The sequence below is a fragment of the Pseudomonas sp. GP01-A4 genome (assembly GCF_058780865.1).
Genome location: NZ_JBYSWF010000010.1, coordinates 45236 through 60853, shown reverse-complemented (window position 1 = coordinate 60853; position 15618 = coordinate 45236). Strand labels below are relative to the sequence as shown.

The window sequence follows — 15618 nt, the reverse complement described above, 5'->3', positions numbered from 1 at the left end:
CATCACCCCGTTTACGCCTCGCTGGCAACCAGGGCGGGTTGTTTGCGGGGGGCGGCCACCGACTTTTCCAGCTGCATGCAACGTTCCAGGAACAGGTACATGTAGTCGTAGCTCTTGCAGACCGCCTGGCGCAGCTCTACCTGCAGTTCCTTGGTCGGGTTCATGCCGGCCAGGGTGCAGATGATTTCCAGGGCTTCCCAGGGATGTGCGTCATCGTACTGGGCATGCATCTTCAGCCACTTCATCGCGCGCTTGCGGTCTTCCTCAGGGAAAGCCGCAGCATAGACGCCGGTGGAACACACCACGGCGGACCACTCCCCAGTGGCCCCCTCGATGGCGTAGTTGGTGGCGGCAATCGCGACAATCAGCGAATCGGCCGAGCTGGTGTGCCAGCACCAGTGGCTCAGTGCATGCAGCTCCGGCGGCACTTCCTGTGCCTGCAATTCTTCCAGGCTGACACCATGGGCGCGGGCCCAATGCACCCAATAATCGGCGTGGTTGAGTTCCACGCGAATATTGCGCATCAGCCAGCGGCGCGCCATGTCCTCCCCAGGATGGCGGGCAAATTTGGTCTTGGTGAGGTTCTGTGCCATGTACAACGCAAACTGTTCAACCACCGGCCAGCCACCAATCAGGTAGTGGCGCATGGTCTTGGCGCTGAGCTTGTTATCGCGCATGCGCTGGTACAGTTCGTGTTCGACAACGCGACGCTTGCTCTCGCTACAGTCCTGGATCAGCTGTTGCGCCCAGGCGGGGTAACTTGAGGCTTCCATAAGCGGGCCGGTTCTGTTGAATGTGTCGATCACTGTCGGGCTCCTTTTGATTTGTGATATGTACAGACCAGCAAATGTTTCATCGGAACGTGCCAGGCGCCTTGAATAACAGAGGCTGCGGTCGCACAGGTCGACACTGCAAACTATCAAAGGTAAACAACTGCGGTCGCTCGATCAGGTATCCCTGAGCGTAGTCGACCCCGATCTCAAGCAAGGCTTGTTCGATCTGGGGTGTCTCGACAAATTCGGCAATTGTGCGCTTACCCATGACATGACCGATGTGATTGATCACTTCGACCATAGCGCGGTTAATCGGGTCGTCCAGCATATCCTTTACGAAACTTCCATCGATCTTCAAGAAGTCTACAGGTAAATGTTTAAGATATGCGAACGAGGACATCCCGGCGCAGAAGTCATCCAGGGAGAAATGGCACCCTAACTCTTTGAGCTCGTTGATAAAACGAATCGCACTACCCAAATTCGCTATAGCGCTGGTTTCTGTAATTTCAAAACAAATCATTTCCGGTGGAATGCCATAGGCAATGAATTGCTCACGCAGGAACCCAAGAAAGTCCTCATCGCCGATGGTAGTGCCTGACAGATTGATCGCGCACATGGCCATGGGCCGGCCCGGGCGCTCACGCATGCAGCCCGCGATGATCTTGAACACGTTTTCCACCACCCAACGGTCCAGGGAAGTCATCAAGCCGTAACGCTCGGCGGCCGGGATAAAACTGTCCGGCAGGATGATCCGCCCCGCCTCGTCATGCAGGCGCAGCAGGATTTCTATATGCCCATCCCCCTGTTCGGTGTGCCCAAGGGGCGCGATTTCCTGGGCGTACAGGCAAAAACGGTTCTCTTCCAGCGCCATGTGCAGGCGCTGCACCCAGGCCATCTCGCCAAAGCGCAGGGACAATTCCGAGTCATCGGCGTGATACACCTGCACCCGGTTGCGGCCCTTTTCCTTGGCCATGTAGCACGCCATGTCGGCGGCTCGCAGGGAAGTCTCCAGGGTGGTCGGGGCGTGCGTGATGTGCACCAGGCCAATGCTCACGGTGGTGACAAACGGCCTGCCTTTCCACACAAAGTGCAGGCTCTGCACGGTGTGGCGCAGGCTTTCGGCGATTTTTTCCGCCACCGGCGCCGGGCAGTTCTCCAGCAGGATGCCGAACTCGTCGCCGCCCAGCCGGGCCAGGGTGTCACCTTCACGCAGGTCGGACTGCAAGAGCGCGCAGATATGCCGCAACAGTTCATCCCCCGCGGCATGCCCGCAGGTGTCGTTGACCAGCTTGAACTGGTCCAGGTCGAGGAACATCAAGGCATGGCGCCCGGTTTGCTGGCGCCCGACGTTGTGCAGCACCTGCTCCAGGCGGAACTCGAACTCGCGGCGGTTGGCCAGGCCGGTCAAGGCGTCGTGGGTGGCCTGCCAGGACAGGTTGGCGATGTACTGGCGTTCCTGTGTCATGTCGTGCAACACCAGCACCGCGCCGACGACTTTGCCGGCACTGCGGATCGGCGCGCCCACCAGGGTGACGGACACGGTGGTGCCGTCCAGGCGCTGGATCAGCTTGGAGTGCTCGCTGCCCCCACCGAGCTGGCCACCCAATATATGTTCGATCAGGGTAAAGCCGTCGGCCTGGGCATTTTCGTCCAGCAGGTTGAACAGCGCCGCCAGCGGCAGCCCCTGGGCCTGGGCGGCTTTCCAATGGGTCAGGGCTTCGGCGGCCGGGTTCATATACGCAATGGCGCCGTCGACATCGGTGGTGATCACTCCGTCGCCAATCGACTCCAGGGTGATCTGCGCCCGCTCCTTCTCCAACTGGAGCGCGTCGGCAAACGCATGCCGCTGGGCCAGCAGCTTGTGGGTGCGCAACAGCGCCAGCACGATCAAGCCCAGTGCCGTGGCCAGGTTGGTCACCAGCAGCAGGCGCAGAATCATCCGCGAGCCTTCACCCAGGGCATCGCTGAAGGCTTTCGCGGCCGGCGTCACCCCGTCGTTGATGGCGAAGATCCGCTGCTTCCAGCGGTGTACGTCGCTGCTGCTGACCTGATTGGCCATGATCGCTCGGTGCATCTCCTGGGCCAGGTCGTCCAGTTGCACCAGGTAGCCATCGCCCACCGTCCACAGTTCGATGGCTTTTTCCAGGTAACTGAAATGGCGGAAGTTGAGGTACAGCCAGATCAGGCTGGAAACGTCGTCAGGGTGGTTACCGCCCTTGAGGATGCCCTGGCGCGCGGCAGGCAGGTCCGGCGTCGGGCGGTCCAGGGCCAGCCGCAGCTCATGCCCGCCCTGGGGTACGGCAATCGCGTTCTGGTATTTGAGGAAGGTGGCTTCGTCGCGGCTGTCGGCGTAGAGCGTCAGGTAAAAGATCGCGTCTTTCTGGCCCTTGGACCACAGGCTTTCGCCCGCCACATAACCGCGCACCGCCGAGAGTACGTAGAGACTGACGCAGCCTAACAATGCCTGGAACAGCACGACGGCGATAAAAGGCCACACAATGCCCAATAACCGAGGGGTTCCGAGAGTCTGCTTTTGCTTCATGAGGTCCCTTGCACATGCACAACTAAAATACGCACGCGAGTGAAAACCGCTCCTGATAGCTCAGCGTAGGCTAAATCACCGCACTTGTTGCAAGTGTCCGTAAAGTTTGGCGTACAAGCCACCATCAGCAATCAACTGCTGATGGTCGCCATCTTCGGCAATATGGCCGCCATCGAACACCAATACCCGATCCGCCTGTTTCACCGCCGACAGCCTGTGGGCGATGATCAAGGTGGTACGGCCACTGAGAAACCGCGCCAGCGCCTGGTGCAGGTTGTATTCGGTTGCCGCATCCAGGGCCGAGGTGGCCTCGTCGAGTATTACCACTTTCGGCTCCGCCAGCACCATCCGGGCAATGGCCAGGCGTTGACGCTGCCCACCGGAAAAGCGCACGCCGGAGCGTCCGACCACGCTGTCCAGGCCCAGCGGCAGCGCCTTGACGGTCGCATCCAGCTGGGCAATTTCCAGCGCCTGCCAACAGGCCTGGTCGCTGCGCTCGCGGCCCATGGTCAGGTTGGCGCGCACCGTATCATTGAACAGTGCCGGGTGCTGCAGCACCACGGAGACATTCTCGCGAATCGTCTCCAGGCCGATTTCCTGCTGGGTCGAACCACCGAAGCGAATGCTGCCGGCCTGCGGCGTATACAGCCCCAGCAACAGTTGCACCAGGGTACTTTTGCCGCCGCCGCTGGCGCCGACAATCGCGACTTTTTCACCCGGGGCGATGTTCAGGTTCAACTGGTCCAGCACCAGTTCCTCGCCGTAGCCGAAATTCAGGCCGCGCACTTCGATGCCGACGGTCTCGCGTCCGGTAAACGGATCGGCACCGCCCGCGTATTGCGGTTCATCGGCGCGGGCCAGCAGTTCGTTGATCCGCGTCAGCGCCCCCCCCGCCGCGTAGTAGGCGTATTGCAGGTTCAGCAACTGTTCCACCGGGCTGATCATGAACCACAGGTAACTGAACACCGCGAGCATCTGGCCGATGGACAGGTCGGAAAACAGCACCGTCAGCATCGCCGCCGCACGGAAGATGTCGATACCGAACTGGAACAGCAAGCCACTGGCGCGGCTGGAGGCATCGCTTTTCCACTGGGAATTGACCGCAAAATCCCGCACTTCCTGGGCCCGCTGGCCCAGGCGACCGAGGAAAAAGCCCTGGCGATTGCCGGCACGCACTTCCTGGATCGCATCGAGGGTTTCGGTGAGCGCCTGGGTGAAACGCGATGTGCTGTCGTTTTCCAGCTTCTTCAGGTGCTTGACCCGCTTGCCCAACTGCACCGTGGCGTAGATCACCAGCGGGTTGAACAGCAGGATCAACAGTGCCAGCTTCCAGTGCATCCACATCAGGATCCCGGAGGTGCCTACCAGGGTGAGCATCGCCACCAGGAACCGGCTGAGGGTTTCACCGACGAATTTGTCCACCGTGTCCAGGTCGGTGACCAGGTGCGTAGTCACCGTGCCGCTGCCCAGGCTTTCGTATTCGCTGAGGGAAATGCGTTTGAGGCGCTCGATCAGCCGCACGCGAATGCGATAGACGATGTCCTTGGCCAGTCGCGCAAACAACCGCGCCTGCAGCACGTTGAACACCAGGGCGCCGCAACGCAGCAGCAAGGTCACCAGCAGCATCAGGCCGATATAGCCGGCGGCCTTCTGCCAACCCAGGGGCAATGCGTGGTTCATCACCTTCAGTGCCGCATCGCCATGGCCCAACAGCACTTCGTCCACCAGCAACGGCAGCAGCAATGGAATCGGCACGCTGCACAAGGTTGCCAGCACGGCGACGCCATTGGCGATCCACAGGGATTTCTTGTGATGCAGCGCCAGGCGGCGGACTTCCGCCCAGGTCAGCCGGTCGACACGCTTGGGTTGCTCAACGGGATCGGGCTGATCATGCACAGGCAGCTCGCTCCAGCCAGCGGCTCAGCAGCGGCGCCAATTCGGACAGCGGCTGATAGCCGTTGGTCAGCAGCGCCAGTTGCCCATTACGCTCCGCCAGCAAGGTCGGGAAACCGGCGATGCCCAGGTCCTGGACCCAGGTGAAATCCGCCGCGGTGGCCGCGTGCTGGTCGGCGCGGTCGAAAGCTTCGGCGAACTCGATACGCGGCACGCCGGCGGTCTCGGCCAGTTCCACCAATACGTCGGCGCGGGTCACGTCGCGCCCTTCGACGTAGAACGCCTGCTGGATCAGGCCCAGCAGTTTCCAGGCGCAATCCGGCGCCAGGCTGCGGGCAGTGACCACGGCGCGGCAAGCCGGCTCGGTGTCGTAGACAAAACCATCAGGCAGTGCACCTTCACGCTTGAACGGCTGGCCGGTGGCGTCGGTCACGGCCTGCCAATGCTCAAGAATATAGCGCCGGGTCGTCGGCTCCAGCGCCGCGCCACTGCCGGTGCGCAAGCCGCCCACCACCAGGTGCAGCTCCACGCCTGCGGCCTGGGCCTGCTCAACCAGCGCCTTGGCCACCGGGGCGAAACCCCAGCACCAGGAGCACATCGGATCCATTACATAGAGCAGGCGTGCGGACATGGCTCAGGCCTCGGAGGATGGGGATTGCTTGTAGTTGTAGCCAATCGGGTGCGGCATATTGCGGGCCTTGGCCAGTTCAATCTGCTTTTGCCGGTCGATCGCGCTGCGACGGGTCTTCTCTGAAAGCTTATCCCAGCAATGCGGGCAACTGATGCCAGCTACATAGTGTTCGGATGCACGGTCCTCGACGCTGACCGGTGTGCGGCAGGCATGACATTGATCGTAGTCGCCTTCGCTCAAGTCGTGGCGCACGGTCACGCGATTGTCGAACACAAAGCAGTCGCCCTGCCACTTGGTTTCTTCCTGCGGCACCTCTTCGAGGTACTTCAGGATGCCGCCCTTGAGGTGATACACCTCGTCGAAACCCTCGCTGAGCATATAGCTCGAGGCCTTTTCGCAACGAATGCCGCCGGTGCAGAACATGGCGACTTTCTTGTGTTTGGCCGGGTCGAAGTTGGCTTTGATGTAGTCGGGAAATTCGCGGAAGCTGGTGGTCTTCGGGTCGATCGCGCCTTCAAAGGTGCCGATGGACACTTCGTAGTCGTTGCGGGTATCGATCAGCAGCACTTCAGGGTCGCTGATCAGCGCATTCCAGTCCTGCGGCTCGACGTAGGTGCCGACTTTCTTGTTCGGGTCGACGCCTTCGACGCCCAGGGTCACGATTTCTTTCTTGAGCTTGACCTTGGTGCGGTAGAACGGCTGCTCGTCGCAGTACGACTCTTTATGGTCGATGTCGTCCATGCGCGGGTCGTTCTTGAGCCAGGCCATCAAGCCATCAATGCCTTCGCGGCTGCCGGAAACGGTGCCGTTGATGCCTTCTTCGGCGATCAGCAAGGTGCCTTTGATGCCGTTGTCGACCATCGCCTGCAGCAGTGGCTCGCGCAGGGCGACGTAATCTTCGAGGGTGACGAACTTATACAGTGCCGCCACGACAATCGGTTGAGTCATGGGTGTTCTCTCCAGGTGGCTACCCTCGTAAAGGGTGAACCGGATGCAAAAAAAACGCGCCGACTGAGCGGCGCGTTGCGGATTCTAACAAAAATGGCGACGATTATGGACCGCCTCTTACTGTGGCGAGGGAGCTTGCTCCCGCTGGGCTGCGGAGCGGCCCCAACCAGGCAGTTGCAACCTTTCAGAAAGATCGCGGTGATTGGCAGAAGGGCTGCTGCGCAGCCCAGCGGGAGCAAGCTCCCTCGCCACATCAAGCTGATGTGCCACAGTGTCAGTGACCGCCGGCGCAGGTCGGCGAGGCCGGGGCTGCGTCGATTTTCGCCCATTCTTCAGGCGTGTAGGTATGCAGCGCCAACGCATGGAATTCGCTCATCAGGTCACCCAACGTGGCATAGACCTTCTGGTGGCGCTTGACGCGGTTGAGGCCCTCGAACTGCTGGCTGACCAGCACGGCCTTGAAGTGGGTCTGCAACCCACGGCTGTGCATATGGCTTTCATCCAGCACGCTCAAGTGTTCCGGGCTCAGGGCGACGAGTGCCGATTCGATACGCTGTTGCATGGTCATTCCTGTTTACTTCTTCTTGGCCGGGGCCGGGGCTTTTGGCGTCAGCTCGTTGGTCATGTCTTCCAGCAGCTTGTTCACCACAGGTACCGCGCTTTCCAGCTTGGCCTGGGTCATCTGGGCCGATTGCTGGGTCAGCTGGGGCATTTTCTCCAGGACTTTCTTGCCCAGTGGCGACTGGTAGAACGCAACCAGGTCCTTGAGCTCGGATTCGCTGAAGTTGTCGGTGTAGAGCTTGATCATGTCCGGCTTGAGCTTGTTCCAGCCGATGGCCTGGTCCAGGGCGGTGTTGGCCTTGGCCTGGTAGGTGTCCAGGACGGTTTGCTTGGAAGCAGGCGCCTTGGTCTGCTCGAAACGCTGGGCGAACATTTGTTGCACTTGCATGTACACCGGGGTACCCAGCTTGTCGGCATGGGCCAGGGTAAGGAAGGCTTCGGCACTGGCGTTGTGGCTGGCGGTATCGGCAAAAACCTGGCCGCTGGCACATACCAGAGCAACCGCGGTACAGATGGCACGAAGACGAGTCATCGAGTTTCCTTTTCTAGCAGGCGAGGTAAGACCCCAAGGGCGCCCATTCTGCGCCTAAAAAACGCCGCGGCTCAACCCCACGCCTTGTGGGGCCTGGTTTTGCGGGGCTTAATCCGATGAAAAGTCTTTTAAGGGAACCCCACCGGACGATCAGGGCCTAAACTGCGCAAACGAACCTGAAGGAGTGTGCCCGATGAGCCGTATCGAAACCGACAGCCTGGGAGAAGTGCAAGTCCCGGATGACGCTTACTGGGGCGCGCAGACCCAACGCTCGCTGGTGAACTTCGCCATCGGCGACCAGCGCATGCCCCTGGCTGTGTTGCACGCCCTGGCCCTGATCAAGAAGGCTGCGGCCCGGGTCAACGACCGCAATGGCGACCTGCCCGCCGACATTGCCCGGTTGATCGAACAGGCCGCCGACGAAGTGCTCGCCGGCGAACACGACGACCAGTTTCCCCTGGTGGTGTGGCAGACCGGCAGCGGCACCCAGAGCAACATGAACGCCAACGAAGTGATCGCCGGCCGTGCCAACGAGCTGGCGGGCAAGCCCCGTGGCGGCAAGAGCCCGGTGCATCCCAACGACCACGTCAACCGTTCCCAGAGCTCCAACGACTGCTTCCCCACCGCCATGAGCATCGCCGCCGTGCAGGCGGTCACCGAGAAGCTGTTGCCGGCGATCCGTGAACTGTCTGGTGGTTTGGCAGAGTTGTCGGCGCGCCACATGAAGCTGGTGAAAACCGGCCGCACCCACATGATGGATGCGACGCCCATCACCTTCGGCCAGGAAGTCTCGGCCTTTATAGCGCAACTCGACTACGCCGAACGCGCGATCCGCAGCGCCCTGCCCGCCGTGTGTGAACTGGCCCAGGGTGGTACTGCCGTCGGCACCGGGCTCAATTCACCCCACGGTTTTGGCGAGGCGATTGCCTCGGAATTGGCCGCGCTGTCGGGCCTGCCGTTTGTCACCGCACCGAACAAATTCGCCGCGCTGTCGGGCCATGAGCCATTGACCACCCTGCACGGCGCCTTGAAGACCCTGGCCGTGGCCCTGATGAAAATCGCCAACGACCTGCGCCTGCTGGGCTCCGGCCCGCGTGCCGGGCTGGCGGAAGTCAAGTTGCCGGCGAATGAACCGGGCAGCTCGATCATGCCCGGCAAGGTCAACCCGACCCAGTGCGAAGCGCTGTCGATGCTGGCTTGCCAGGTGCTGGGCAATGACGTGACCATTGGCTTCGCCGCCAGCCAGGGCCACTTGCAGTTGAACGTGTACAAGCCGGTGATCATCCACAACCTGCTGGAATCGATCCGCCTGCTGGCCGACGGTTGCAGCAACTTCCAGGAGCACTGCATCGCCGGCCTGGAACCCGACGCCGAGCAAATGGCCGCGCACCTTGAGCGTGGCCTGATGCTGGTGACTGCGCTGAACCCGCACATCGGCTACGACAAGTCCGCCGAGATTGCCAAGAAGGCCTATGCCGAAGGGCTGACCCTACGGGAAGCAGCGCTGAAGCTGGGCTATCTCACGGACGAAGAGTTCGACCAGTGGGTGCGTCCGGAAAACATGCTGGAAGCTGGTCATTAAGACGCCAATCGTGCACGCCGGGCCCTGAGCCCGGCGAACAGCGACGGCGCCAACGCCACGGTCGCAGACCCCAGCACCACCAACACGGCACCGCCGTAGCCGAGGGCATTGATGTCTTCGGCGTGCACATACTCGGGCCACATCCAGGCGGCCAGCGCCACCGCGACGAAAGTCACCAATGGCGTCAGCGCCAGGGTGGCGCTGACCCGCGAGGCTTCCCAGTGGGCCAGGGCTTCGGCGAATGCGCCGTAGGCAATCAGCGTATTGAAACAGCAGGCCAGCAGCAGCCAGCCTTGCAGCGGGCTCAGTTGCAGCGCTTCCATCGGGTGCGCCCATGGCGTCAGCAAGAGCGCGCAGGACAGGTAGATCACCATCATCACCTGCAACGAATTCCATACCGTCAGCAACTGCTTCTGGCCCAGGGCGTAGAAGGTCCAGATGGTGGTGGCCAGGAGAATCGTCAGCACCCCGGCGGTGTAGCTTCCCAGGGAGGTCAACAACTCGGTCAGGCGCTGGTTGAAGAACAGGCCGAAGCCGATGATCAGCACCAGTAGGCCCATGCCCTGCCCGAGGCTGAAGCGTTCCTTGAACACGAAGACGCTGGCGATCATCAGGAAGATCGGGCCCACCTGTACCACCAGTTGCGCGGTGCCGGGGCTCAGCAGTTTGAGGCCGACCAGGTAGAGCACGTAGTTGCCCATCAGGCCGCACACGGCGATCGCTACCAGCCAGCCACCTTTTGGTCCGAGGGAACGCCAGCTGGGCAGGCGCCTTACGGCGGCGAGATAGATAAACAGACAACTGCCGGAGACGACCAGGCGAAACCAGGTGACGGTGACGGGGTCCATCACCTGCAAGACCTGTTTGAGTTTGATCGGCAGAATGCCCCAGAGCAGCGCGGTCAGCAGGGCCAGGGATAAACCGTAGACCCAACGGCCCGATGAGATGTGCATGAGTGCCCCGAATGCCTGAGGTGGAGGAGGTGCATTCTAGGGGGATGTGAACGGATTGGGATACGGTGCTGATCAAATGTGGGAGCGGGCTTGCTCGCGAAGGCGGTCTATCAGCCAACATTTTCATCGACTGCCCCGCCGCATTCGCGAGCAAGTCGAATCGTCGCACCGCCACTCCCACACTGAGTCAGCGTACGGCTTCGAACAAGCCGGTGGCCCCCATGCCGCCGCCCACACACATAGTGACAATGCCGTAACGCAACTTGCGCCGCTGCAACTCACGCACCAGATGCCCCACCTGCCGCGACCCCGTCATCCCAAACGGATGCCCGATGGAAATCGACCCACCGTTGACGTTGTACTTGGCGTTATCAATTTCCAGCCGATTACGCGCATAAAGGCACTGCGAGGCAAACGCCTCATTCAACTCCCACAAATCAATATCCGCCACTGCCAGCCCACGGGCCTTGAGCAACTTGGGCACCGAAAACACCGGCCCGATCCCCATCTCATCCGGCTCACACCCCGCCACCGTAAACCCGCGAAAAAACGCCTTGGGCTTAAGCCCCAGTTCCAGCGCTTTTTCCAGGCTCATCACCAGTGTCATGGAAGCCCCATCAGACAACTGCGACGAATTCCCCGCCGTCACCGACCCATCCTCCGCAAACACCGGCTTCAATCCCGCAAGACTGGCCAACGTCGTATCCGGACGATTGCAATCATCCCGATCCACCACCCCCTCCAACACCTGCACCGCGCCAGTGTTCTTGTCCTCAACCTTGTACTTCACCGCCATCGGCACGATTTCATCATCGAACAACCCGTCAGCCTGGGCCTGAGCCGTACGCTGCTGGCTTTGCAGCGCATACAGATCCTGCTCTTCACGACTGACGTGATACCGCCGCGCAACGATTTCCGCCGTCTGCCCCATGGGAAAGTAAATGCCCGGCACCTGCTCCTTGAGCAACGGATTGATCAGGTTATCGGTGTTGACGCTCTTCATGGTCAGGCTGATGGACTCGACCCCACCGGCGACAATGATCTCGCTGCAACCGGAAGCAATCTGGTTGGCGGCGATCGCAATCGCCTGCAACCCCGAGGAACAGAAACGGTTGAGGGTCATGCCCGCCGTACCGGTACCCAGTTGCGACAACACCGCCACATTGCGGCCGATGTTGTAGCCCTGGGCACCTTCGTTGGAACCGGCGCCGACGATGCAGTCCTCGACCGTGGCCGGGTCGATGCCGTTGCGGGTCAGCAACGCGTTCACGCAATGGGCAGCCATGTCATCGGGACGGGTCTGGTTGAACTTGCCGCGAAAGGACTTGGCCAGGCCGGTTCGCACGCTGTCGACGATCACTACTTCACGCATGGGCTACCTCAATTGTTGTGGTTGTTGAGAGATGGATCGAGCATAGATCCCGCCCTCTTCAACCGCGACAATCATTCACCCCGCGTATGCAAAAGCATGGCGTTACTTCTTCTTGTCCTTCTTGTCATGCTTGTCGGTCTTGTCGAACGCTTCCTCCAGCGCCCGGTTGATGGTGCGCAGTACCTTCACCCGCGCCCAGCGCTTGTCGTTGGCTTCAACCAGCGTCCACGGCGCAATCTCGGTGCTGGTGCGGTCCACCATGTCGCCCACCGCCGCCCGGTAGTCGTCCCACTTCTCGCGGTTACGCCAGTCGTCCTCGGTGATCTTGAAGCGTTTGAACGGGATTTCCTCGCGGGCCTGGAACCGCTCCAGCTGCGTCTGCTTGTCGATCGCCAGCCAGAACTTGACCACGATCACCCCGGCGTCGCGCAGTTGCTCTTCGAAGTCGTTGATCTCGCCGTAGGCGCGCATCCAGTCCGTCGGCGTGCAGAAGCCTTCGATGCGTTCCACCAACACCCGGCCATACCAGGAGCGGTCGAACACGGTGAACATGCCCCGCGCCGGAATCTTCTGCCAGAAACGCCACAGGTAAGGCTGGGCGCGCTCGTCTTCACTGGGCGCGGCAATCGGCACGATGTGGTACTGCCGGGGATCGAGGGCTGCCGCCACACGCCGGATGGCCCCACCCTTGCCCGCCGCGTCGTTGCCTTCAAACACCGTCACCAACGCGTGCTTGCGCATGCGTTTGTCGCGCATCAGCCCGGAGAACCGTGCCTGCTCGGTAATCAGCTGTTCTTCGTAATCGTCCTTTTCAAGGCTCAGGCTCATGTCCAGGCTGTTCAGCAGGCTCATCTGGTCAACCGCCGATGGCAGCGGCGCCGGGTTCATGCCGCTGGCTTTACCCTTGGGCACTTTCAAGGCGTTTTGCAGGCCTTCGAGCAGGATCTTGCCGACGGTCAGCCCGCGGTAGTGCGCATCGACACCCTCGATCACATACCAAGGCGCATAGTCACGACTGGTGCGGCGCAGGATCCGCTCACCAAAATGCACAAACTTGTCGTAGGTCTTGGACTGCTGCCAGTCCAGCGGGCTGATGCGCCAGCTGTGCAGTGGGTCGTCCTGCAAGGCCTTGAGCCGGGATTTCATTTGCTTCTTGGAGAGGTGAAACCAGAACTTGAAGATCAGCGCGCCTTCGTCACACAGCATCTTTTCCAGGCGCTCGGCACCGGCGATGGCCTGGTCGAGCCGCGCATCCTTGATCTCGCCATGGACGCGACTCTGCAGCATCTGGCTGTACCAGTTACCAAAAAAGACCCCCATGCGACCTTTCGCCGGCAGCTGGCGCCAGTAGCGCCAGGCCGGCGGGCGGGCCAGTTCTTCGTCGGTCTGCTGGTCGAAGGTGCGCACCTCGATCAGGCGCGGGTCCATCCATTCATTCAGCAATTTGACGGTTTCACCCTTGCCCGCACCTTCGATGCCATTGATCAGGATGATCACCGGGAAGCGCTTCTGCTGTTGCAGTTCGTACTGCACTTCCAGCAAGGCTTCACGCAGGGCCGGCACTTCGGCGTCGTAGGTGTCTTTGTCGATGGCGTGACCGATTTCGGCAGATTCGAACATGGGCGGCTCCGTTCCAGAAGTGATCAAGACTAGCGGATTGGGCAACAACACGTGGCAGGAAATTCCACAGCGGCTTGCCATGGATCAATGACAACCCTGTTGATCAGCTAGAATGGCCGCCTTGCCTTTGCCGAGCCGCTCATGAACCCCGTATCCCACGCCCAGCTTGACTGGGATGACCAAGGTCGCCCGCACTCGCGGGTCTTCGATGACGTGTACTTCTCCGACAAGTCGGGCCTTGAAGAAACCCGCTACGTATTCCTCGAACAGAACCGTCTGCAGGAACGTTTTGCGGCGCTGCCGGTGGGTGGGCGCTTGGTGATCGGTGAGACCGGCTTCGGCACCGGCCTGAATTTCCTGTGCGCCTGGCAGTTGTTCGAACAACACGCGGTGGCGGGCGCACGCCTGCATTTTGTCAGCGTGGAAAAGTACCCGCTGAGCCACGCCGACCTGCAGCGCGCCCTCGCCCTCTGGCCGGAACTGGCGCCTTTCGCCGAGCAACTGCTGGCGCAATACATCGCGATTCACCAAGGCTTCCAGCGGCTGGTACTGGATAACGGTCGAGTCACCCTGACGTTGCTGATCGGCGACGCCCTGGAGCAATTGCCGCAGCTGGACGCGCAGGTCGACGCCTGGTTCCTCGACGGTTTCGCCCCGGCCAAGAACCCCGACATGTGGACTGCCGAGCTGTTCGCCGAACTGGCGCGGCTGGCGGCGCCGGGCTCGACCATCAGCACCTTTACCAGCACCGGCTGGGTACGGCGGTTGATCAACGCCGCCGGGTTCAAGATGAAGCGCACCCCCGGCATCGGCCACAAGTGGGAAATCCTGCGGGGTGAGTTTCTCGGCTGGCCCGCTGAAACGCCTGCGCCTGCCGCGGCAAAACCCTGGTTTGCGCGCCCACCTGCGGTTTCCGGTGAACGCCATGCACTGGTCATCGGTGGTGGCCTGGCCGGTTGCGCCACGGCGGCCAGCCTGGCGGCACGCGGCTGGCGCGTCAGTTTGCTGGAACGCCACGCGGCGCTCGCACAGGAAGCTTCCGGCAACCCGCAAGGGGTGTTGTACCTCAAGCTTTCCGCCCATGGCACGGCACTTTCGCAGTTGATTCTCAGCGGTTTCGGCCACACGCGGCGCCTGCTGGAACACCTGCAACGTGGCGTGGACTGGGATGGCTGCGGCGTGCTGCAACTGGCCTTCAACGCCAAGGAAGCCGAGCGCCAGGCACAACTGGCCGGCGCTTTTGCCCCGGACCTGTTGCACCTGCTGGATAAAGAGCAGGCACAGGTGCGCGCCGGGATAACGCTGGAGCACGGCGGCTTGTTCTTCCCCGAGGGCGGCTGGGTTCACCCGCCGGCGCTGTGCGAATGGCAAGCCAGGCAACCGCTGATCGAAGTGCTCCAGCACCACGACGCCCTTGAGCTCAAGCAGGTCGACGGTCAGTGGCAGGCGTTGCAGGGCGATACGGTTCTGGCTCAAGCCAGTGTGGTCGTGCTGGCCGGCGCCGCCGAGATCAAGCGGTTTTCCTTCAGCGCTGACTTGCCCCTCAAGCGCATCCGCGGGCAAATCACTCGCCTGCCGCAAACGGCGCAAAGCCAGGCGTTGGCCACGGTGGTGTGCGCCGAGGGCTACGTCGCCCCGCCACGCCTGGGCGAGCACACCCTCGGTGCCAGTTTCGACTTCAAGAGCGATGACCTTACGCCCACGGTGGCCGAGCACGCGGGCAATCTGGAGATGCTGCGGGAAATCTCCCTCGATTTGCTGCAACGCCTGGGCGCCGACAGCCTGGCACCCGAACAGCTTGAAGGCCGCGCCGCCTTCCGTTGCACCAGCCCGGACTACCTGCCGATCGTCGGGCCGCTGGCGCAGCGAGAGGCGTTTGATCACACCTACGCCGCCCTCGGCAAAGACGCCCGGCAGGTCCCTGATGCGCCGTGCCCGTGGTTGCACGGCGTGTATATCAACAGTGGCCATGGCTCACGGGGGCTGGTCACCGCGCCACTCTGCGCAGAGCTGCTGGCCGCCTGGCTCGACAATGAGCCCCTGCCGCTGCCGCGCAATGTCAGCGAAGCCTGTCACCCCAATCGGTTCGCGCTGCGTGCCCTGATCCGCGGTAACCCAGGCAAATCCTGAGGGCCATGGCGGGCTCGCAACCCGTCAAGGCTCTTTGCCTTATAACGTATTGTTCTAAAACTCCCACAATTTACCCGGGTC

12 protein-coding genes are annotated in these 15618 nt (G+C 61.7%); 2 read left to right on the top strand and 10 right to left on the bottom strand.

Going from position 1 to position 15618, the window contains the following annotated elements; genetic code table 11:
* Window positions 1-11 precede the first annotated feature (11 nt).
* The 7 genes from AC3WKX_RS09025 to AC3WKX_RS08995 all read right to left on the bottom strand — a co-directional run bounded on the left by AC3WKX_RS09025 (window position 12) and on the right by AC3WKX_RS08995 (window position 7880).
* A complete protein-coding gene (locus tag AC3WKX_RS09025; RefSeq protein WP_218166164.1) occupies window positions 12-773 on the bottom strand; it encodes an iron-containing redox enzyme family protein in 762 nt (253 codons plus the stop codon).
* 79 nt (window positions 774-852) lie between these two features.
* On the bottom strand, window positions 853-3315 hold the full coding sequence (locus tag AC3WKX_RS09020) for an EAL domain-containing protein (RefSeq protein ID WP_102605274.1): 2463 nt from the start codon (window positions 3313-3315) through the stop codon (window positions 853-855).
* Between the two features lie 75 nt (window positions 3316-3390).
* On the bottom strand, window positions 3391-5211 hold the full coding sequence (locus AC3WKX_RS09015) for an ABC transporter ATP-binding protein (protein ID WP_003216734.1): 1821 nt from the start codon (window positions 5209-5211) through the stop codon (window positions 3391-3393).
* The gene (locus tag AC3WKX_RS09010) at window positions 5204-5839 is read right to left on the bottom strand and encodes a DsbA family protein (RefSeq protein ID WP_008433236.1); all 636 of its coding nucleotides are present in this window, start codon (window positions 5837-5839) and stop codon (window positions 5204-5206) included. Before AC3WKX_RS09010 ends, AC3WKX_RS09015 begins: the two co-directional genes overlap by 8 nt.
* Before the next feature lie 3 nt (window positions 5840-5842).
* Complete coding sequence (gene trhO, locus AC3WKX_RS09005; protein WP_003216738.1) at window positions 5843-6787, bottom strand: oxygen-dependent tRNA uridine(34) hydroxylase TrhO; 945 nt, start codon at window positions 6785-6787, stop codon at window positions 5843-5845.
* Window positions 6788-7061: 274 nt separating this feature from the next.
* A complete protein-coding gene (locus AC3WKX_RS09000; RefSeq protein WP_003216739.1) occupies window positions 7062-7355 on the bottom strand; it encodes a BolA family protein in 294 nt (97 codons plus the stop codon).
* Window positions 7356-7361: 6 nt separating this feature from the next.
* Complete coding sequence (locus AC3WKX_RS08995) at window positions 7362-7880, bottom strand: DUF2059 domain-containing protein (protein ID WP_003216742.1); 519 nt, start codon at window positions 7878-7880, stop codon at window positions 7362-7364.
* Between the two features lie 193 nt (window positions 7881-8073).
* Between AC3WKX_RS08995 and AC3WKX_RS08990 the strand changes: the two genes are divergently transcribed.
* On the top strand, window positions 8074-9462 hold the full coding sequence (locus AC3WKX_RS08990; RefSeq protein WP_003216744.1) for a class II fumarate hydratase: 1389 nt from the start codon (window positions 8074-8076) through the stop codon (window positions 9460-9462).
* On the opposite strand, the gene AC3WKX_RS08985 is transcribed toward AC3WKX_RS08990, so the two are convergent.
* The 3 genes from AC3WKX_RS08985 to pap form a co-directional block, all read right to left on the bottom strand.
* Window positions 9459-10415: a DMT family transporter gene (locus AC3WKX_RS08985; RefSeq protein ID WP_003216745.1), complete on the bottom strand. Its 957-nt coding sequence runs from the start codon at window positions 10413-10415 to the stop codon at window positions 9459-9461. The two genes, AC3WKX_RS08990 and AC3WKX_RS08985, sit on opposite strands and share 4 nt — an antisense overlap.
* 187 nt (window positions 10416-10602) lie before the next feature.
* Entirely contained in the window at window positions 10603-11787 is a 1185-nt protein-coding gene (locus AC3WKX_RS08980; protein WP_003216747.1) for a thiolase family protein, read from the bottom strand.
* Between the two features lie 102 nt (window positions 11788-11889).
* Window positions 11890-13407 carry a polyphosphate:AMP phosphotransferase gene (gene pap, locus AC3WKX_RS08975; protein ID WP_102368465.1) on the bottom strand — a complete coding sequence of 506 codons (1518 nt, stop codon included), beginning with the start codon at window positions 13405-13407 and terminating at the stop codon, window positions 11890-11892.
* A 141-nt stretch (window positions 13408-13548) separates the two neighbouring features.
* Between pap and mnmC the strand changes: the two genes are divergently transcribed.
* The gene (mnmC, locus tag AC3WKX_RS08970) at window positions 13549-15537 is read left to right on the top strand and encodes a bifunctional tRNA (5-methylaminomethyl-2-thiouridine)(34)-methyltransferase MnmC2/FAD-dependent 5-carboxymethylaminomethyl-2-thiouridine(34) oxidoreductase MnmC1 (protein WP_102605275.1); all 1989 of its coding nucleotides are present in this window, start codon (window positions 13549-13551) and stop codon (window positions 15535-15537) included.
* The last annotated feature ends 81 nt before the right edge of the window (window positions 15538-15618 follow it).